Source organism: Kitasatospora sp. NPDC101108 (genome assembly GCF_055584725.1).
In genome coordinates this window covers 219439-238532 of the sequence record NZ_JBVJLM010000002.1, presented here as the reverse complement: position 1 = coordinate 238532, position 19094 = coordinate 219439, and the positions used below count along the sequence as shown (strand labels likewise).

17 protein-coding genes are annotated in these 19094 nt (G+C 71.8%); 8 read left to right on the top strand and 9 right to left on the bottom strand.

Annotation, left to right across the window (positions count from 1 at the left end):
• Positions 1–79: 79 nt before the first annotated feature.
• Entirely contained in the window at positions 80–3613 is a 3534-nt protein-coding gene (dnaE, locus tag ACZ6Z8_RS05855) for a DNA polymerase III subunit alpha (protein WP_465606723.1), read from the top strand.
• Positions 3614–3692: 79 nt separating this feature from the next.
• On the opposite strand, the gene ACZ6Z8_RS05850 is transcribed toward dnaE, so the two are convergent.
• Positions 3693–4580, bottom strand: coding sequence for a LysR family transcriptional regulator (locus tag ACZ6Z8_RS05850; RefSeq protein ID WP_402822952.1), 888 nt, complete (start codon positions 4578–4580; stop codon positions 3693–3695).
• 71 nt (positions 4581–4651) lie between these two features.
• Here ACZ6Z8_RS05850 and ACZ6Z8_RS05845 point away from each other — a divergent pair, with 71 nt between their 5' ends.
• The 6 genes from ACZ6Z8_RS05845 (at position 4652) to ACZ6Z8_RS05820 (ending at position 11012) form a co-directional block, all read left to right on the top strand.
• The gene (locus ACZ6Z8_RS05845) at positions 4652–5539 is read left to right on the top strand and encodes a dihydrodipicolinate synthase family protein (RefSeq protein ID WP_465606721.1); all 888 of its coding nucleotides are present in this window, start codon (positions 4652–4654) and stop codon (positions 5537–5539) included.
• A 124-nt stretch (positions 5540–5663) separates the two neighbouring features.
• Complete coding sequence (locus ACZ6Z8_RS05840; RefSeq protein ID WP_465606719.1) at positions 5664–6692, top strand: aspartate-semialdehyde dehydrogenase; 1029 nt, start codon at positions 5664–5666, stop codon at positions 6690–6692.
• Between the two features lie 266 nt (positions 6693–6958).
• Positions 6959–8248 (top strand): NYN domain-containing protein, encoded by a 1290-nt coding sequence (locus ACZ6Z8_RS05835; protein WP_465606717.1) that lies wholly within the window; start codon positions 6959–6961, stop codon positions 8246–8248.
• Positions 8249–8338: 90 nt separating this feature from the next.
• Positions 8339–9337, top strand: coding sequence for an ABC transporter ATP-binding protein (locus ACZ6Z8_RS05830; RefSeq protein WP_465606715.1), 999 nt, complete (start codon positions 8339–8341; stop codon positions 9335–9337).
• Entirely contained in the window at positions 9334–10143 is an 810-nt protein-coding gene (locus ACZ6Z8_RS05825; RefSeq protein WP_465606714.1) for an ABC transporter permease, read from the top strand. The genes ACZ6Z8_RS05830 and ACZ6Z8_RS05825 overlap by 4 nt, the downstream gene beginning before the upstream one ends.
• Positions 10144–10208: 65 nt before the next feature.
• On the top strand, positions 10209–11012 hold the full coding sequence (locus ACZ6Z8_RS05820) for a hypothetical protein (RefSeq protein WP_465606712.1): 804 nt from the start codon (positions 10209–10211) through the stop codon (positions 11010–11012).
• Positions 11013–11094: 82 nt separating this feature from the next.
• Here the strand turns inward: ACZ6Z8_RS05820 and ybaK are convergent, their stop codons facing one another.
• The 7 genes from ybaK to ACZ6Z8_RS05785 form a co-directional block, all read right to left on the bottom strand.
• Positions 11095–11589, bottom strand: a complete 495-nt coding sequence (gene ybaK / locus ACZ6Z8_RS05815; RefSeq protein ID WP_465606710.1) for a Cys-tRNA(Pro) deacylase — start codon at positions 11587–11589, stop codon at positions 11095–11097.
• Between the two features lie 26 nt (positions 11590–11615).
• Positions 11616–12344: an LON peptidase substrate-binding domain-containing protein gene (locus ACZ6Z8_RS05810; RefSeq protein WP_465606708.1), complete on the bottom strand. Its 729-nt coding sequence runs from the start codon at positions 12342–12344 to the stop codon at positions 11616–11618.
• A 77-nt stretch (positions 12345–12421) separates the two neighbouring features.
• Positions 12422–13258: a hypothetical protein gene (locus ACZ6Z8_RS05805; RefSeq protein ID WP_465606706.1), complete on the bottom strand. Its 837-nt coding sequence runs from the start codon at positions 13256–13258 to the stop codon at positions 12422–12424.
• Positions 13259–13429: 171 nt separating this feature from the next.
• Positions 13430–14518, bottom strand: coding sequence for a radical SAM protein (locus tag ACZ6Z8_RS05800; protein ID WP_465607480.1), 1089 nt, complete (start codon positions 14516–14518; stop codon positions 13430–13432).
• Positions 14519–14537: 19 nt separating this feature from the next.
• Positions 14538–15071 (bottom strand): class IV adenylate cyclase, encoded by a 534-nt coding sequence (locus tag ACZ6Z8_RS05795; RefSeq protein ID WP_465606704.1) that lies wholly within the window; start codon positions 15069–15071, stop codon positions 14538–14540.
• Entirely contained in the window at positions 15068–15667 is a 600-nt protein-coding gene (locus tag ACZ6Z8_RS05790) for a hypothetical protein (protein ID WP_465606703.1), read from the bottom strand. The genes ACZ6Z8_RS05795 and ACZ6Z8_RS05790 overlap by 4 nt, the downstream gene beginning before the upstream one ends.
• Before the next feature lie 85 nt (positions 15668–15752).
• Positions 15753–16274: an ATP-binding protein gene (locus ACZ6Z8_RS05785; protein WP_465606702.1), complete on the bottom strand. Its 522-nt coding sequence runs from the start codon at positions 16272–16274 to the stop codon at positions 15753–15755.
• Positions 16275–16523: 249 nt separating this feature from the next.
• On the opposite strand from ACZ6Z8_RS05785, the gene ACZ6Z8_RS05780 reads away from it, so the two are divergent.
• Positions 16524–16934 carry a helix-turn-helix domain-containing protein gene (locus tag ACZ6Z8_RS05780; protein WP_465606700.1) on the top strand — a complete coding sequence of 137 codons (411 nt, stop codon included), beginning with the start codon at positions 16524–16526 and terminating at the stop codon, positions 16932–16934.
• A 511-nt stretch (positions 16935–17445) separates the two neighbouring features.
• Here ACZ6Z8_RS05780 and ACZ6Z8_RS05775 read toward each other — a convergent pair.
• Positions 17446–19023 (bottom strand): oxidoreductase, encoded by a 1578-nt coding sequence (locus tag ACZ6Z8_RS05775; RefSeq protein WP_465606698.1) that lies wholly within the window; start codon positions 19021–19023, stop codon positions 17446–17448.
• Positions 19024–19094: the final 71 nt, after the last annotated feature.

Here is a 19094-nt window from a genome sequence, read left to right as displayed (position 1 = left end):
CCATTTCCAGGGGTAACTCCTGTGACCTGCACGTTCGCCGGCCCACCAGATCAGCACCAGAGCCTCCGGAGGCCCCGCCTTGAGCGACCAGCCGTTCGCGCATCTGCACGTCCACACCGAGTACTCGATGCTGGACGGTGCCGCCCGGCTGAAGCAGATGTTCAAGGAGGTCGAGCGGCTGGGGCAGACCCATGTCGCGATGACCGACCACGGGAACATGTACGGCGCCGCCGAGTTCCACAAGCAGGCGACCGCCGCGGGGATCACCCCGGTGATCGGGATCGAGGCGTACGTCGCGCCCGAGTCCCGGTCGAACACCAAGCGCATCCTGTGGGGCCAGCCGCACCAGAAGAAGGACGACGTCTCGGCGTCCGGCGCGTACACCCACAAGACCATCTGGGCCCGGAACAAGGAGGGCCTGCACAACCTGTTCAAGCTGACCTCGCGCTCGTACGCCGAGGGCTGGCTGGTGAAGTGGCCCCGGATGGACAAGGAGCTGATCTCCGAGCTGTCCGGCGGCCTGATGGCCACCACCGGCTGCCCGTCGGGTGAGGTGCAGACCCGGCTGCGGCTGGGGCAGTTCGACGAGGCCGTGAAGGCCGCCGCCGACTACCAGGACATCTTCGGCAAGGAGAACTACTTCCTGGAGCTGATGGACCACGGTCTCGACATCGAGAAGCGGGTCCGCGACGGGCTGCTGGAGATCAGCAGGAAGCTGAACATCCCCCCGGTGGTCACCAACGACTCGCACTACACCACCGAGGCCGACGCCGCCGCCCACGACCTGCTGCTCTGCGTGCAGACCGGCAAGAACCTCTCGGACCCGGACCGCTTCCGCTTCGACGGCACCGGCTACTACATCAAGTCCGCCGCCGAGATGTACGCGCTGGACTCCTCGGACGTCTGGCAGGAGGGCTGCCGCAACAGCCAGCTGCTGGTCGCCTCGCGGGTCGACACCGAGGGCATGTTCAAGTTCAAGAACCTGATGCCCCGCTTCCCGATCCCGGAGGGCTTCGAGTCCGAGGCGGACTTCTTCCGGTCCAAGGTCTGGGAGGGCATGGACTGGCGCTTCCCGAACGGGTACGACGAGGAGCACAAGAAGCTCGCCGAGTACGAGATGGACACCATCATCCAGATGGGGTTCCCGGCGTACTTCCTCGTGGTCGCCGACTTCATCATGTGGGCCAAGAGCCAGGGCATCGCGGTGGGCCCGGGCCGTGGTTCGGCGGCCGGTTCGCTGGTCGCGTACGCGATGGGCATCACCGACCTCGACCCCATCCCGCACGGCCTGATCTTCGAGCGCTTCCTCAACCCCGAGCGCATCTCCATGCCCGATGTCGACATCGACTTCGACGAGCGCCGGCGCGGTGACGTGATCCGCTACGTGACCGAGAAGTGGGGATCCGACAAGGTCGCCATGATCGTCACGTACGGCACCATCAAGGCGAAGGCCGCCATCAAGGACTCCTCCCGGGTCCTCGGCTACCCGTACGCGATGGGCGACCGGATCACCAAGGCGATGCCGCCGGACGTCATGGGCAAGGGCATCCCGCTGTCCGGCATCACCGACCCGACGCACCCGCGCTACAGCGAGGCGGGCGAGATCCGCGGGCTGTACGAGAGCGACCCGGACGTGCGGAAGGTCATCGACACCGCGCGCGGCATCGAGGGCCTGATCCGCCAGCCCGGCGTGCACGCGGCCGGTGTCATCATGTCCGCGGAGCCGCTGACCGACCACATCCCGGTCTGGACCCGGCACACCGACGGCGTCACGATCACGCAGTTCGACTACCCCACCTGTGAGGGCCTCGGCCTCCTCAAGATGGACTTCCTCGGCCTGCGCAACCTGACGATCATGGACGACGCCGTCAAGGCGATCGAGAAGAACAAGGGCATCAAGATCAATCTTCTTGAGCTGCCCCTGGACGACAAGCCCACGTACGAACTCCTCGCCCGCGGCGACACGCTGGGCGTGTTCCAGCTCGACGGCGGGCCGATGCGCTCGCTGCTGCGGCTGATGAAGCCCGACAACTTCGAGGACATCTCCGCCGTACTGGCGCTGTACCGGCCCGGTCCGATGGGCGTCAACTCCCATACGAACTACGCGCTGCGCAAGAACGGGCAGCAGGAGATCACCCCGATCCACCCGGAGCTGGAGAAGCCCCTGGAGGAGGTGCTCCGGCCGACCTACGGCCTGATCGTCTACCAGGAGCAGGTGCAGAAGGCCGCGCAGATCCTGGCCGGCTACTCGCTCGGCCAGGCGGACCTGCTGCGCCGTGCGATGGGCAAGAAGAAGAAGGAGATCCTGGAGGCGGAGTTCGTCCCCTTCCAGAAGGGCTGCCGCGAGCGCGGCTACTCCGACGCGGCCATCCAGGCGGTGTGGGACGTCCTGGTCCCCTTCTCCGGCTACGCGTTCAACAAGGCGCACACCGCCGGGTACGGGCTGGTCTCGTACTGGACGGCGTACCTCAAGGCCAACTACCCGGCCGAGTACATGTCCGGTCTGCTCACCTCCGTCAAGGACGACAAGGACAAGTCGGCGGTCTACCTCAACGAGTGCCGCAAGATGGGCATCCAGGTGCTGCCGCCGGACGTCAACGAGTCGGACTCCGACTTCACGCCGCACGGCAGCGACACCGTGCGGTTCGGCCTGACCGCCATCCGCAACGTCGGCGGGCCGGTCGTCGAGTCGATGATCCGCACCCGGAAGGCCAAGGGGAAGTTCAGCTCCTTCCCGGACTTCCTGGAGAAGGTGGAGTCGGTGGTCTGCAACAAGCGGACCGTCGAATCGCTGATCAAGGCCGGGGCGTTCGACTCGCTCGGGCACACCCGGAAGGGCCTGAGCGCGCAGTTCGAGCCGATGATCGACAACGTCGTCGGGGTGAAGCGCAAGGAGGCCGAGGGGCAGTTCGACCTCTTCGGCGGCGACGCCACCTCGGACGAGCCGAGTTTCGGCCTGGACGTGGTCTTCTCCGAGGAGGAGTGGGAGAAGTCCTTCCTGCTCGCCCAGGAGCGGGAGATGCTCGGCCTGTACGTCTCCTCGCACCCGCTGCACGGCATCGAGCACGTCCTCGCCGACAAGGCGGACTGCGCGGTCGCGGACCTCGCGGAGCGTCCGGACGGCACGATCGTCACCATCGGCGGCATCATCTCGGGCCTCCAGCGGAAGATGACCAAGCAGGGCAACGCCTGGGCGATCGCCACCGTCGAGGACCTGGCGGGCTCCATCGACTGCATGTTCTTCCCGGCCAGCTACCAGCTGGTCTCCTCCCAACTGGTCGAGGACGCCGTGGTGTTCGTCCGCGGCAAGCTCGACAAGCGGGAGGACGTGCCGCGTCTGATGGGCATGGAGCTGTCCGTCCCGGACCTGTCGAACGCCCACGCCGAGGCGCCGATCACCATCAACATCCCGAGCGGGAAGGTCACCCCGCCGCTGGTCGCCCGGCTCAGCGAGGTGCTGACCCACCACAAGGGCACCACCGAGGTGCGGGTGCGGCTGGAGGGCCGCACCAAGACGACGGTGCTGCGGCTGGACCGGCACCGGGTGAAGTCGGACCCGGCCCTGTTCGGTGACCTGAAGCAGCTGCTCGGGCCGAGCTGCCTGGCCGGATAGGGCAGGACCCGCCGGACAGGCCCTTGCCGGTGCGGAAGGGGCCCGGGGCGCACGCGGCGTCCCGGGCCCCTCCGGGTGTTCAGGCGCCGCTGCCGAGCCCCGGGGGGACGGCCGTGTGCAGGGCCGAGACGAAGGCGGAGATGGCCGGGTGGGAGCCCGCTCCGGCCCGGAAGGCGGCGCGGGTGCGGCGGTACATCGGCAGCCGGGTGAGGACGACGCCGGGCGGGGGCTGGGCGGTGCCGAGGTGGGGGACCAGGGCGACGCCCTGACCCGCGGCGACCAGGGCGAGCACGGTGGTGAAGTCGTCGATCTGGTGCCGGATCCGGGGGGCGAAGCCGGCGGCCTCGCAGGCCCGGACGGCCATGGTGTGGCAGAGGGTGCCGGGCGGGGACATGATCCACGGCGCGCCGCGCTGCTCGGCGACCGTCCCCGGGGCGCGGGCGGCCAGGTACATCGGCTCGGTGAACACCGGGCGGGTCACCGCGAGGCCCGGTTCCGGGTCGGCCGGGACGAGGTCGTACTCGTGGACCAGCGCCACGTCCAGCTCGCCCGCGCGCAGCGCCGCGCCGACGCCCGCCGGGTCGACCTCGGTGACCATCGGCTCCAGCCCCGGGTGCCAGGCGGCCAGCCCGCCGAGCACCGCCGGGATGATCGCGCGGGCCGCCGAGGGGTAGGTGCCGATCCGCAGCGGACCGGCCAACCCCCGCCTGGCGTGGGCGAGTTCCGCACCCGCCTGCTCCAGCAGGGCGAGCACGGACTCGGCATGGCGGACCAGGTTGCGCCCGGCCGGGGTGAGGGCGACCCGCCGCCCGGTGCGCTCCAGCAGCGGGACGCCGGCCTCCTTCTCCAGGACGGACAGCTGCTGGGACACCGCCGAAGGGCTGAAGGACAGCGCCTCGGCGACGGCCGCGATGGTGCCGAGGTGGGCGAGTTCGCGCAGCAGGCGCAGGCGTCGGACGTCGAGCATCGGTTCAGCTTACGAGAAGCGTCGGAAACGTGAACTGGACCTGGGTGATCGGCGGGCCGCAGGATCGACGCATGGAACTCAAGGGCATCCACATCCCGCTGATCACCCCCTTCGCCGCCGACGGCAGCGTCGCCCTCGACGCGCTGGAGAAGCTCGCGCACGAGGTCCTGGACGCCGGCGCGGCCGGGCTGGTCGCCCTCGGCACCACGGGCGAGCCCGCCGCACTGACCGCCGAGGAGCGGGACGCGGTGGTGGACGTCGCGGCGGCCGTCTGCGCCGACCGCGGGGCGCAGCTGACGGTGGGGGCCTCCGGCGGCGACACCCGGGCCGTCGGCGAGGCGCTGGCCGCGCTCGGCGCGCGGGTGCCGGGAGCGGCGGCGCTGGTCACCACGCCGGCCTTCGTCCGGGCCGGGGAGGCCGGGACGGTCGCCCACTTCCGGGCGCTGGCGGCGAGCAGCCCGCTGCCGCTGGTCGTCTACCACATCCCGTACCGCACCGGGCAGCAGCTCTCCACCGCCGCGCTGCGCGAACTGGCCGCGATCGAGGGCGTGGTGGGCGTCAAGTACGCGACCGGCGGACTGGACGGGACGGCCGCCGAGCTGCTCGCCGACACCCCGGCCGGGTTCGCGGTGATGACCGGCGAGGACGCCTTCCTGGCACCGATGCTGGCGCTCGGCGCGGCGGGCGGCATCCTGGCCTCCGCGCACCTGGCGACCGGCCGGTTCGTCGAGCTGTACGAGGCCTGGCGGGCCGGCGACGTCGAGCGGGCCCGGGCGCTCGGGCACCGGCTGACCGCACTCGCGCTGTCCGCCTTCACGGCCCCCAACCCGACGGTGACCAAGGGCGTGCTGCACGCCCAGGGCCGGATCCCGACTCCGGACGTGCGGCTGCCGCTGCTGCCGGCCGGGGAGGCGGAGGTCGCGGCCGCGCTGGCTCTCGCGAGTGGTCTGGACCACTAGGGCCGGACCCGGGTCCGTCCGGAGGCCCTCTCACAGCGTGGAACAGAAGGCCGCCCGACCCGCATGACAAGGCATGATGGGCAGAGTGCGGCGGTAGACAGCACCATCCAGAGGAGTAGTCGGAATGAAGATCGGCATTGTCGGGGCCACCGGCCAGGTCGGCGGCGTGGTCCGCGAGATCCTGGCTGAGCGCAACTTCCCGGTCGAGCAGCTGCGGCTGTTCGCCTCGGCCCGTTCGGCCGGGCGCACGCTGCCCTGGCAGGGCACCGAGGTCACCGTCGAGGACGCGGCCACGGCCGACTACACCGGCCTGGACATCGTGATCTTCTCGGCCGGCGGCTCCACCTCCAAGGCCCTGGCCCCCAAGGTCGCCGCGGCCGGTGCCGTCGTCATCGACAACTCCTCCGCCTGGCGCCGCGACCCCGAGGTCCCGCTGGTCGTCTCCGAGGTCAACCCGGAGGCCGTCGCCGACCGCCCCAAGGGCATCATCGCCAACCCCAACTGCACCACCATGGCCGCCATGCCCGTGCTGCGCCCGCTGCACGAGGAGGCGGGGCTCGCCGCCCTGGTCGTCTCCACCTACCAGGCCGTCTCCGGCAGCGGCGTGGCCGGCGTGGCCGAGCTGCAGGACCAGGCCGCGAAGGTCGTGGACGGCGCCTCCGCGCTCGCCCACGACGGCTCCGCGGTCGAGTTCCCCGAGCCCAGGGTTTACAAGCGGCCGATCGCCTTCAACGTGGTGCCGCTGGCCGGCTCCCTCGTCGACGACGGCTCCAACGAGACCGACGAGGAGCAGAAGCTGCGCCACGAGAGCCGCAAGATCCTCGGGATCCCCGCGCTCAAGGTCGCCGGCACCTGCGTGCGCGTCCCGGTCTTCTCCGGCCACTCGCTGCAGATCAACGCCCGCTTCGAGCGCCCGATCAGCCCCGAGCGGGCCGTCGAACTACTCACCGGCGCCCCCGGCGTCGAGCTGTCCGAGATCCCCACCCCGCTGCAGGCGGCCGGTCAGGACCCGAGCTACGTCGGCCGCATCCGGGTCGACGAGACCGTGGAGAACGGCCTGTCGCTGTTCGTCTCCAACGACAACCTGCGCAAGGGCGCCGCGCTCAACGCCGTCCAGCTGGCCGAGCTGGTGGCCGAGGAGCTCAAGGGCTGACCAGGGCGGACCCAGGCTCCGGGTCAACCCCGCGTGACGTTTGGCGGGCCCCGTCGTTGAACGGGGCCCGCCTTCGTGTTTCTTTGCGACTCGTTGGGGCGGCTGTTGCGGGACCGGGACATCCCCCGAGGTTCGTCGCTCGAACCATGGGGAAAAGGTGACCCAACGATCGGGCGGTCACGGGGGCCCCTCACCCCACACGTTCGGACGCCGGGCGGACCGCCCACCCAGACGACCTTCGAGGGCGAGCGAAAAGAGGTGCGCAGATGGACCGCTGTGTCGTCCTGGTGGATGCCGGATACCTGTTGGGCGCCGCCGCCAGCCTGCTCGCCGGTGACCCCTCCCGCTCCAAGGTCACCGTCGACCACACCGCGTTGATCAGCGCCCTGCGGGAACGCGCCGAGGCCGAGACCGGACTGCCCCTGCTGCGGATCTACTGGTTCGACGCGGCCCCCGACCGCCGCCCGATGCCCGAGCACCGGCGGCTGCGCGTACTGCCCCGGGTCACCGTACGGCTGGGCGCCCTCACCCGGGCCGAGGGGCGCTGGGTGCAGAAGGGCGTGGACGCCGCGATGCACGCCGAGCTCTCCGAACTCGCCCGCAACCGGGCCTGCGCCGACGTCGTGCTGATCACCGGCGACGGCGACCTGCTGCCCGGGATGATGACCGCCAAGGAGCACGGCGTGGCCGTGCACCTGTGGGCGCTGCAGGCCGCCGACGGCGACTTCAACCAGTCCGAGGACCTGGTCGGCGAGGCCGACGAGCGGCGGGTGCTGGACCGCGAGTGGATCGAGGGGTCCTTCTCGCTGCGCGACCACTCCACCGTGTTCCCCGCCCCCGGGACGGGCGGCGCCCGGCAGGAGATCGCCAAGATCCTCGCCGCCCCGCCCGCCTCCCCGCCCAGCGTGGTGCCGCCGGTCGTGCGGCCGGCCGCCGCGGCGGTGCCCGAGGAGCCCGCCGCCAACGGGCGGTCGCAGCCGGCCGCGGCGCTGCGGGTGGTGCCCACCCCCAAGGACCTCGCCGGGCGGGTCTCGGCCGTCACCCCGATCTCCCCGGCGGCGGGACTGCCGGGCGCCGGGCACGCCAACGGACACCCGGCGGGCGGGCAGTCGGCCAACGGGCACGCGGCGGGCGGGCCGGTGCTGCGCTGGTCCTCCGACCGGGGCTGGGTCGACCGGCCCGCGCCCGAGCCCTCCGTCACCGCCGGGGACGGCCTGCCGACCCTGGCCCAGCTGACCACCGCCGAACAGCGCTGGGCCGACCGGGAGGAGGACATCACCAGCATCGGCGGCGACGCCCACGAGGTCGGCCAGGTCTTCGCCCGGCGCTGGAGCGACCGGCTCGGCGACCTCGAACGGCTCACCGTACTCTGGCCCGACTACCCGCGCATCCCGCACCGGGTCGACGGCGAGCTGCTGCGCTACGCGGCCCGCTTCGGGCTGCTCGCGCACAAGGACGACCAGATCGACGAACACGACCGCTACGCCATCCGGGCGGGCTTCTGGAAGGAACTCGCGCTCCGGGTGCCGGGCGGCTCGATGGTGGTGGACGACTGACCGCCGCCGGCGTCGCACCGCCCGGTCAGGGGGCCGGCGATCAGGCCCCCTTGTCCGGTTCGCCCGTGTGAGCGCGTAAAGTCTCCGGTCGTGAACGAGACGGCCGGGCCAGCACCCCAGGACACCCCGCCGTGCGTCGCCGTACGCGACCTGGTCAGGACCTTCCGCAGCGGGCGCGGCGCCGCCGCCACCGAGATCCGGGCCAACGACGGGATCAGTCTGACCGTCCGGCAGGGCGAGATCTTCGGGCTGCTCGGACCGAACGGCGCCGGGAAGTCCACCCTGGTCCGCCAGCTCACCGGGCTGCTGCGACCGGACTCCGGGACGGTCGAACTGCTCGGGCACGACATCGTCCGCCACCCCGAACGTGCCGCCCGGCTGCTCGGCTACCTCGGGCAGGAATCCACCGCGCTGGACGAGCTGACCGTCGCCCTGGCCGCCGAGACCACCGGGCGGCTGCGCGGGCTCGGCCGCTCCTCGGCCCGTGCCGCGGCGGCGGACGTCCTCACCGAACTCGGGCTGGAGCCGATCGCCACCCGGCCGCTCGCCAAGCTGTCCGGCGGACAGCGCCGGCTCGCCTGCTTCGCGGCCACCCTGGTCGGGGACCGGCCGCTGCTCGTCCTGGACGAGCCGACCACCGGCATGGACCCGGTGGCCCGGCGGGCCGTCTGGTCGGCCGTCGACCGGCGCCGGGCCGAGCACGGCACGACGGTGCTGCTGGTCACCCACAACGTGATCGAGGCCGAGACCGTGCTCGACCGGGTCGCCGTGGTGGACGAGGGCCGGGTCATCGCCTGCGACACGCCCGGCGGGCTCAAGGCGCTGGTGGATGGCGACGTCCGGCTGGACCTGGTGTGGCGGGACGAGGCGCCGGTCGGCGTGCCCGCCGTCGCCGAGCTGGCCGAACGGGCCGAGCGCACCGGGCGCCGCTGGACCGTCCGCACCACCCCGGAGCAGGCCCGCGAACTGGTCGCCGCCGTCACCACCGGCCCGGCCTTCGCCGCCCTCGACGACTTCACCCTCGCCACCCCCAGCCTTGAGGACGCCTACCTCAAGCTGGGCGGCCGCCACGGAGGACTGGCCAAGTGACGCTGCTCTCGGTGCCCCCGCAGGTCCGCCGGTCCGCCGGCCCGGCGGCGCCGCTCGCCCCCGCGGCCCGGCTGCTGCCCGCGCTCGCCGCCGTGTACCGGGCTCAGCTCGCCCGGGCCAAGGTGGCGCGCATCCCGCTGCTGTTCGTGGCGACCTTCCAGTCCGTCGGCATCCTGGTGATGATGCGGGGAGTCGTGGACGCGGGGCAGACCTCGGCCGCGCGGTCCGTGGTCGCCGGGTCCAGCGTGCTGGTGGTGGCGTTCGTCGCGCTGAACCTGCTGGCGCAGTACTTCGGGAAGCTGCGGGCCACCGGGGGCCTCGACCACTACGCGACCCTGCCGGTGCCCGCCGCCTCGGTGGTGCTCGGCGCGGCCGCCGCGTACGCCTCCTTCACCCTGCCCGGGACGCTCGTCACGGCGGGCATCGGTGCGGTGATGTTCGGGCTGCCGCTCGGCCAGCTGTGGGTGCTGCTCGCCGTCGTGCCGCTGTCCGGGGCCGCGCTGTCCGGGCTCGGCGCGGCCTGCGGGCTGCTGGCGCCCCGGCAGGAGATCGCGACCATGCTCGGGCAGCTCGGCATGTCGGCGGCCCTGCTGCTCGGGGTCCTGCCCGTCGACCACCTGCCGCAGCCGGTGCTGTGGCTGCGCGACCTGCTGCCCTCGACGTACGGGGTCGAGGCCTTCGCGCGGACCTTCGCGCCGCACCCGGACTGGGGGATGGTGCTCGCCGACCTCGGGGTCTGCGCGGCGGTCGGCGTGGTCTCGCTGGCCCTGGCCACCTGGGCGTACCGGCGGGCGGTCGCGCGGTAGGGGAGCGCCGGCGGCCGCTCGGGTGGGTGGGCCGTCCGGACGGCCGTCGTGAAACGATGGGGCCCGTGACCGTACCGAACACACCTCCGGAACCCGCCCGCGCCGACGCGGTGACCGAGCCGGGCGCCGCACCCGACCCGTTCGCACCGCCGCCGGCCGCCGACGGGGAACCGCCCGCCGGCCTGCCGGACGCCCCGCCCGCCGCGGAGCACCCGCTGCCGGCCGAGCTGCGGATCGGCTCCGGGGTCGTGCTCGCCTGCCTGCTGGTCGGACTGCTGATGGCCGGGCTGTGGGCCTGGCTCGCGCCCAAGGTGCCGCTGGTCGTGGACGGGGACCGGATCCTCTACGTCGACCCCGAGGGCGAACAGCGGGCCGGCGCCGACGCCGTGTTCGTGCTGATCGGGCTGGGCGCGGGCATCCTCACGGCGCTCGGCGCCTTCCTGCTGACCCGCAAGCGCGGCGGCGGGATCTCGGTCGCGCTGGGGCTGGCGATCGGCGGACTGCTCGGCTCGATCGGCGCCTGGAAGCTCGGGCGCTGGCTCGGGCCCAGCGACAACCTGATCGGGGAGGCCCGGCGGGTCGGCAACGGCGGGCACTTCGACGCGTCCATCGACCTGGGGGCGCTGGGGGCGCTGCTGGTGTGGCCGATGGCGGCGATGGTGGTGCTGCTCGCGCTGTCGGCGGCGTTCGGGAAGCGGGAGGAGGACCCGCCGCCGTACTGGGGGGTGCCGGCGGGCACGTACGGGCCTCCGGCGGAGGGGGCTCCTGCTCCGGGTACGGGTGCGGATGCGGCTCCGGGTGCGGGCGAGGTTCCGGGTGCGGCCCCGGTGGACGTGCGGCCGGGCGCGGAGGAGCAGGGCAAGGGCTGAGTCCGCGGTGGGGCGGAGGGCCGGTGGTCGGGTACAGGCCGGGGCCCTCCGCCTCCTTCGTTCTTCCGGAGCCCTCGGTGCCTCAGCGGGCGATGGCGGCGGTGCGGGCCCGGGTGAGGGCGATCAGGTCGGCCGGGGCCAGTTCCACCTCCAGGCCGCGGCGGCCCGCCGAGACGTAGACGGTCGGGTGGGTGAGGGCGCTGGCGTCGACCACGGTGCGTAGCGGGCGCCGCTGGCCGAGCGGGGAGATGCCTCCGCGGACGTAGCCGCTGCTGCGTTCGGCGGCGGCCGGGTCGGCCATGGCGGCGCGCTTGCCGCCGACGGCGGCCGCCAGGGCCTTCAGGTCGAGCTGGCCGGCGACCGGCACCACACCGACGGTCAGGGTGCCGTCCACGTCGGCGACCAGGGTCTTGAAGACGCGGTCGGCGGCCACCCCGAGGGCTTCGGCGGCCTCGCCGCCGTAGGAGGCGGCGGCCGGGTCGTGCTCGTAGGCGTGGACGGTGAAGGGGACGGCGGCGGTCTCCAGGGCGACGGTGGCCGGGGTGCCCTGGCCGCCCTTCTTCGGCTTCTTGGCCATGCGGCGGGTCCTGGGTCGGTCGGGCTTCAGTTGGGGCTGAAGGACTGGCGGGTGAGGTCGACCGCGGGCAGCGAGGGCAGCCAGCTGAGGACGGCGCTCTCGCGGCGCAGCAGGTCGAGTTCGGCGCGCAGCCGCTGGGCGGTGTCGGGGCAGGCGAGCAGCTGCTGCTTGACCGGGGTCTCGAACACCGAGGCGGCGGCGACCAGGTAGGAGAGCACCTGGGGGTCGTCGGGCAGCTGCTGGCGGCCGTGGGTGGTGGCCTCGCGGGCACCGGCCAGCCGCTTCTGGTAGACCCGGAAGGCCCGTTCGACCTCGGAGGCGAGGGCGCCGGAGCCCTCGCCGGGGCGTTCCTCGATCGGCTCGGTCTCGCCGGTCAGGTACGGCCCGGTGACGTCCACCGAGCGCAGCCAGAACCGGGTGGTGCCGGTGACCAGCAGTTCGTAGCGGCCGTCGGGCTGGGGTTGGGCGGAGGAGACGTCGGCGACGCAGCCGACGTGGTACATCGCCTCCAGCGGGTCCCCGCTGACGGTGCCGAGGCCGTCGAGCGGTCCGGCCGGGCCGTCCTCGGGCCGTACCGGGGCGACCTCGCGGCCGTCCTTGATGGCGAGCACGCCGAACCGGCGCGGCTCGTCCTCGGGCTGTTCGAGCAGGTCGGCGACGAGACGGCGGTAGCGCTCCTCGAAGACGTTCAGGGGCAGCACGAGGCCCGGGTAGAGCACGGTGTTCAGCGGGAAGAGCGGCAGCCGTTCTGTCACGGCCGACAGCGTAGTTCCCCGGGGCCCGGCCTTGTCGCGCTGTTACCGCAGCATCGCCCCGCGGACACCCACCGTGTTCACGCGGTGGCGACCCGCCCGTGCCCGCGCAGGGCCGCGCGGGCACGGGCGACGCCGTCGGAGGTGGCGGCGGCGCCGACGCCGATCGCGACGGTTCTGGTGCCGCCGAGCCCTGCGCAGGGGCGGCAGATGCCGGGTCGGGGCACCGGGTCGTGACACTTGGCGCACTCTGCGGGTGAGGGCTTCGGCGCCCGGACGGGTGGCATCTTGCGTTGGAGGCGGTCGCGCAGGAGGGCCACCGGGGAGTGCACGGGCGTGGGCAGGGCGGGGAGCAGCGCTTGGGCCAACTCGGCCGCGGAACTGCCCCGCTCCAGCCACTGGGCGACGAGGGGCGCCAGTTGCCGCGCCTCGGCCTCGCCGAGGCGCAATCGCGGCTCGGGCCGGATCGCGCGGAAGAGCGCTGCCACCGCCGCGCCGGTCTGCTCGTCCGGCTGCGTCAACTGGGCAGGGAGGGTGGGTACTTCTTCCGGGTCCTTTACGGAAGGGGTGACAGCGCGGCCGACGCCCGCTTCACCGGCGGCCGGGTGGGGGACAGCCGGTGCCGACTGGGGCGTGTCGAAGACGTGGGCCTCGGAGCGCACGGTGCCGTTCGGCAGCCGGAAGGTGTCGACGCGGTAGTACCCGGCGTCCTTCAGCTCCTTGAGCGCCCGGCGGACGGCGCCTCGCCCCTGCGGGCTGCTGTCGGCCATGTGCCGCCCGTCCTCGCGCCAGCCGTCGGGGCGGGAGAGGAGATCGGCGAGGAGGCCTCGGGCGGTGAAGCTGAGGCGACGGTCCTGGAGGAGACCGTTCGGAAGTACGGTGAAACAGCGCGCGTGGGCGCTACGATGAATCTGCATGGGGAGTGTCAGCTCCTGTGCCGGACCCCGGGGTGTTCCACCACCGCCGGGGTCTTCTATGTTCTGTTGATGATGCGCAACGTAGCACAGCAATCACGCTGAGTGTGAAGCGTTCGCGAAAAGGCGGGCGGGGCCGTGGCTACCGCCACGTCCCGCCCCCGGACCCGTTGCTCAGGCGGCGGCGCCGTACTGGCTGGTCAGTCGCCGGACTTCGGCATCCTTGAAAGCCTGCACCTCTTCCACGATTCCGCTCTTCGGCAGTTCGGCCACGGGTACGCAGAGGTCCATGCGTTGGATGCAGACGCCGACCATGTACTCGCCCTGGTCGGTGAGGTAGAGCCGGACACCGTAGTAGCCCTCCTCGCAGTCCGTGTCGTTGTTGAACCGGCATGACGCGCAGGTGTCCGGGAGCCGCACCGGCAGCAGCCGCTTGACGTAGACGGCCCTGCTGCCGAGCGCCCGGTAGAGGGTGCGTTCGTCGGAGGTGCCGGCGGTGAATGTCCGGAGCACGGGTTCCGCACCGACCCGGGCCAGCACTTCGGAGATCGCCGCGATCGACTCCGCTCCGTCCTGGATGCTGGTGAGCATTCGAACGTCCGCGAACTGGCCATACGACTCGATCAGGTTGACGACCCGATGCACGTGGGCCATCCCGGGAACGACGATGTTCACGGAGACCTTCACCCCGTTGGAGACGGCAGCCCGGATGGTCTGCTCCGCAGCGCGGATCTTTGTCTCGGCCAGACCCGCCGACTTGAAGCGCTCGGACTGGACTGCCTGGAGTTCTTCGGCGGTGGTGCCGAAGACGGAGACGTTGACCCGGTTGAGGCCGGCCACCGAGCACTCCGGCATCACCTGTCGGCCGCGCTCCCCGTTGCTGGTCATCCCGACGCTCAACCCCATGCCGGTGAGCGCCGAGACCAGCGAGGACACCTCCGTGTGGAGAGTGGGCTCCCCTCCCGTGAGGTGAACCTCGCTGGCGTCGAACGCCCTCGCGACAGTCCGCACCGCCCGCCGGAAGTACATGTCCGGGGCCATCTTCGCGGCGAGGAAGCCGACGCCGTTCGACTCGCTGTAGATCGACACGCGTCCGGTCTTGCCCGGCCCCGCGACGAAGGGCAGCAGCATACGGCCCCGGTTGTCGGCGGTGACCGGGGTTCCCTCGTTGTGGCAGAACGTGCAGGCCAACCCGCAGTCGTCGATCACCTTGATGCGGATGGTCCTGTCCCGGACGACCCGGATCGCCGGGTGTTGGGTCACTGACAAGGCATGTCTCCTGTCACTCGAAGGTGAGCCGGGGAATCGCCTCGATGTCGATTCCGTATCGGCGGTAGACCTTGGTCGTGTTCTCGCTCGTCAGCTCGGCCAGGGGGAGCCCGAGCGCGGCCGCCGTCGCGTGGACGTGATCGGCGCTGTCCCCTTCGATCTCCAAGTACGGGGGAATCCGCGGCCACTCATCGATCTCGATGGCTGCACCGCCCAGCGTCCAGGAGGACCGGCGGTTCTCCTGGTACGCCTTCGGCTGGTAACCGAGCTTGCCGAGGAGCGTGTTCGTGGCGTCGAAGTCGCCGACGCTCGTCTCCGTTTCGGTCACGCCGTCGATCGCGTCGGATTGGATCTCCTTGACGCACAGCGTGACGTCGGTGCCGGTGTCACGCAGCCGGACCCATGCACCGGGACGGCCCGGGATGTCGTAGACGTAGCGGCGCTGGAAGCGGTCGACCACATGCTCGGCCCCGGCCTCCGCCAGGAGCGCGCGGATCTTCTCCGGCTCGACGTTGAGGATCTTGGCTTCGAACTCAATTGCGGTCATTGGGAGTTGCCTTCCGGTGTGGGGTACGGGACGCGCGAGCGCACGATATCGGCTATCGCGCGGGCCACCTCTTCGGGCGTGCGCTCGGTGCCGTCCACACGGAGCAGGCCGAACGCCCGGTACGCGCGGGAACTCTCAGCGACGTTCGGCTCCTCCCGCTGGTGCCAGTAGCTCAGCGTCCCGCGCTCGGCCCGCCGACGGAGCCGCTCCTGGCGAACCTGCTCGTCCACCTCCAGCAGGATCGGCACATTCGGGACGAGGGCGCCGTCCGGGTACTCCGGGGCGCAATCGTGCCCCATGGCCCTGTGCGTGGCGATGGTGCGTGGGAAGTAGGACTCGACCACCACGGTTCGCCCGCTCTCCGTGAGCGTTCGGGCCGTCTCGGAGGTGATGTGGTTCGCCATCAGCCACCAGTGGAACCGCGCCGGCAGGATGCCGGTGGCGTCCACCTCCGCGCGCATGCGGGGGAACGTCGGCAGGGCATCGTGCGTGAGGTGAAGGCCGTTGACGAAGGCGGCGACCAGCGGGGCGACGGTGGTCTTCCCGCTCGCACTGAGACCGTCGAGGGTGACGAAGGATCCTCGGGGCGTATCCATACGAACTCCGTTCCTCGGTTGATTTCGAGGTTGTGGGTTGTGGCACCTGCCCGGCCACCGGGGTGGCCGGGCAGGGTGCGCGGGGTCACGCCGAACGCGTCGAGTGGCTCGCGACCTGGTCGTTGGCAGCGTGCACGAGGATGGCCAGGCGTCGACCGCCCGTGGTCAACTGGTCAGCCGCGCACTCGAACCACACGGTCTTCCCCGGCCCGGTCAGGTGCCAGCCCCAGGAGTGCGCGAGTCCCTGGACCAGGAGCAGGCCACGGCCGCCCGTGACGGTGTCCTCCGCCGTCTCCCGATCCGGAAGGGCCAGGCTCGCATCGGCGACCTCCACCCGAAGCCGTTCGCCGGTCCACCGCACCGTGACCCGGCACCGTGCGTGGGTGTGCTCGATGGCGTTGGCCAACAACTCGCCAGCGCACAGCTCCACGTCCCGCAGAGCAGCGTCCGACATGGGCACCCGCCACGCTTCGGCGATCCTCCGGATCAGACGACGGGCGGGCGGTACGGCCGCCCGCTCCGGTTCGACGTCCCATTCCTGTGGCATCGGGAGCGAGGCGGTGTTGGTGGGGCTCATCAGCGTGGCCGAGTGGTCGTCGACGGACATACGGCCTCCAGCCGTTGGGAGTTGCGAGGGTAGGACCCGGCCCGACCGAGGCGCGGGATCGACGCTGCACTGACGCCGCCCGGGGGCCTTCCCGACAGCACCGGCGTAACCGGTCCATCACCCCGGGCGACTGAGAACCATCAAACGCCTGCGGGCCGGGCAGGGACAGGGCGATCCTGTAGGCAGACGCTAGGCAGTTCACTAGGCTGTCTGGCCCTCACCGACGGCACCGCGGAGACGGGCCTCCAGATGACCAACAACGCTCTACGAAGGCTTCGTCTCGGGCGAGAGTGGACCCAAGGCGAGGTCGCGCGCCGGGCGAATGCCCGGATCAAGGCCGCGACCGGCCGCGAGTCGGCGATTGACGCCAATGTGATCAGCCGATTAGAACGTGGCGTGATCAGCTGGCCCGACGCGGAGGTGCGCGATGCCCTGCGTGGCGTCTTCGGCGTGGCTACGAACGCAGAGCTGGGACTGTTCCCGAAACGGACCCGGCGGGACCGCGAGGAGGTGAGTGAGTCGAAACGCCGCGACTTCTTGGCCGTCTCCCTGGCATCGATCCTGCCCGACGTGATGCCGTCTCCATCATCCTTGGGAATGAAGGATGTTGACGATATTGCAGAGCGGATCATTCCCCCGTCGTTCCCGCTGTTCTGTTGAGCATTCTTCGTGCGCCCCGGTCGTTCTGGACCGGGGCGCACGGGTGGTGTGGTGTCCGTGGACAAGGCGGGTGAAGTGCGCTGATCTGTTCGGCGGCCCGGCCAACCTTGGCTGGGCCGCCGCTGCTTCTGTGGTTCCTGGACGGGGTGGGTGGGCGGGGCGCTCAATCTTTGGCGGGCCCGAGCCCTTGGGTGCGGGCCCGCCCGGTTCTCATCGGTTCTTGGCCGGCGCTATGTGTGAATCCCGCCGCGCCGCGATTCCGCGGCGGGGCGGAATGGCTGAACCCGGGGCTTTTTGGTTCCTGCGTGGGAAGTCGGTCTGGCCGACTTCCCACGCAGAAGCCGTCGCCGCTTCGGCAAGACCGAAGCGGCGACGGGGCGATGAGGGCAAAGTGACGCGTGGTTGGGGTGGGCTCCCGTGTCCCCGGACACGGGAGCCCACCCCGAGCCAGGGGGAACTTGGGGCCGCAGGCTCAGCGCCAGGGGGCGCAGGTAGCCGTGGTCGGACGGCCTCAGCCGCGTTGGAGGAGGCGGGTGGCGCCGGCGACGACGGTGGAGGCGAGGAGCCAGCCGATCACGACCAGGCCGGCGGAGATCCACTGGCTGGCGCCGCCCGGGTTCCAGGCGCCCTGGTTGAGGTCGATGATGGGCAGCAGCTGGTTGAGGGTGAAGAGCACCGCGTTCCAGTGGGGTTTCTCGTCGGCCTTGAGCGGGTCCGGGCGGTGGGCGTCGAACCAGATGCTGCCGAGTGCCCAGGCCAGCAGCAGCCACAGGCCGGCGCGGCCGGGGCGGTAGCCGTAACCGACGGTGACGTCCTGGACCAGGCCCCAGATCCGGGCGGGCAGCGGCAGGGTCTCCCGGCGGCGGCGCTGCTTGGCGTACAGCACCTCGCGGGCGTCGTCGTCGGCGCCGTCGCGGCGCAGGGCGGCGGCGAGCTGCTCGTAGGACTCCGGCTGGAACTCCACCGAGGAGCCCTCCAGCCAGGCGATCCGCTGCTGGACGGTGAACTGTTCGACCGGGCGGAGGTTCTCGTAGACGAAGCCGGTCAGGCCCAGGTGTTTGCCGAGCGGCCAGGACTCCGGGTGGTCGACCAGGTTGCCGACCCGGGCGCGGGAGAGCGAGACGGTGCCGGTGGGCCGGAAGCCGCAGGTGAAGCGGAGCTCGGGGGTGTGGATGCGGCGCAGCGAGAGCTCGTCGTCGCCCTCCAGGTGGAATTCTCCGGATATCAGGCAGGCGGCGTCGAAGCGGGCGTCCGAGAGCCGTACCTGGCCGAAGGCGCGGAAGGGGGTGCTGGCGGAGCCGGGCTGGGGGTTCTCGCCGTAGCCGGAGCCGTAGTAGCTGCGAGAGCCGGCCCAGCCGTCGTCGGCGGAGCTGGTCAGGTAGAGGGTGTGGCCGACGACGATCCGGACGGCGTTGAGGCAGACCCGGTTCTGCGGGTCGGCGTGCAACTGGGCGCCGCGGAGCGAGAAGCGGCCGCCTATTCGGGCGGTTCGGACGCTCAACTCGCCGTGCACCTCGACGCGTTCGGCCTCGAAGTCCTGGTGGACGGTCATCCCGTCGGCGGACACCGCCCGGCCGTAGCGGTCGGCGCCGATGTGGGCGAGGTTGAGCAGCAGGTCGGTGCCGATCTTGGCGTCGGTGAGCCGGACGCCCTCGGGGATCCGGCAGCGGGCCAGATGGAGGTCACCGGTGGTGGAGAGCCGGGAGGCCTCGATCCGGGGGATCAGGCAGTCGACCACGCGCACGGTGGTGGCGGAGGCCTCCGAGATGAGGATCTTGTGCTCGAAGCGGCAGCCGCGCAGTTCGACGTACCGGTCGATGTGGCCGCCGGCCAGGTTGAGCGAGCCGGTGACGTTCACCCCGCTCATCCGCAGCGAGGCGACACGCCCGGCGGTGGGCTGCGGGCCGGCCAGCAGCAGGTGGGCGAGCACCTCGGCGCTGACGGTCCGGCCGGGCCCCCAGGGGGCGTCCCCGAACGGGTCGTCGATGTCGTCCCGGCCACAGCGACGGTCGAAGACCTCGCCCTCGCGGAAGGCCGCCCAGAGCGCCCGTTCCGTGTCGGTCCAGCTCTCCGGAGCGCTTTCCGCCATGTTTTTCCCCGTCCCCCCGGTCGTCTCGCCTTTCGTATCACGGACTGATATGCGGGACCACCTGTTCCGGC

Excerpts from the sequence above, each read along its gene's own strand:
- ACZ6Z8_RS05850 (WP_402822952.1), bottom strand. The coding sequence starts at position 4,580 with ATGCTCGACGTCCGACGCCTGCGCCTGCTGCGCGAACTCGCCCACCTC.
- ACZ6Z8_RS05845 (WP_465606721.1), top strand. The coding sequence starts at position 4,652 with ATGGAACTCAAGGGCATCCACATCCCGCTGATCACCCCCTTCGCCGCC.
- ACZ6Z8_RS05840 (WP_465606719.1), top strand. The coding sequence starts at position 5,664 with ATGAAGATCGGCATTGTCGGGGCCACCGGCCAGGTCGGCGGCGTGGTC.
- ACZ6Z8_RS05835 (WP_465606717.1), top strand. The coding sequence starts at position 6,959 with ATGGACCGCTGTGTCGTCCTGGTGGATGCCGGATACCTGTTGGGCGCC.
- ybaK (WP_465606710.1), bottom strand. The coding sequence starts at position 11,589 with ATGGCCAAGAAGCCGAAGAAGGGCGGCCAGGGCACCCCGGCCACCGTC.
- ACZ6Z8_RS05805 (WP_465606706.1), bottom strand. The coding sequence starts at position 13,258 with ATGCAGATTCATCGTAGCGCCCACGCGCGCTGTTTCACCGTACTTCCG.
- ACZ6Z8_RS05795 (WP_465606704.1), bottom strand. The coding sequence starts at position 15,071 with ATGACCGCAATTGAGTTCGAAGCCAAGATCCTCAACGTCGAGCCGGAG.
- ACZ6Z8_RS05790 (WP_465606703.1), bottom strand. The coding sequence starts at position 15,667 with ATGGATACGCCCCGAGGATCCTTCGTCACCCTCGACGGTCTCAGTGCG.
- ACZ6Z8_RS05785 (WP_465606702.1), bottom strand. The coding sequence starts at position 16,274 with ATGTCCGTCGACGACCACTCGGCCACGCTGATGAGCCCCACCAACACC.
- ACZ6Z8_RS05780 (WP_465606700.1), top strand. The coding sequence starts at position 16,524 with ATGACCAACAACGCTCTACGAAGGCTTCGTCTCGGGCGAGAGTGGACC.
- ACZ6Z8_RS05775 (WP_465606698.1), bottom strand. The coding sequence starts at position 19,023 with ATGGCGGAAAGCGCTCCGGAGAGCTGGACCGACACGGAACGGGCGCTC.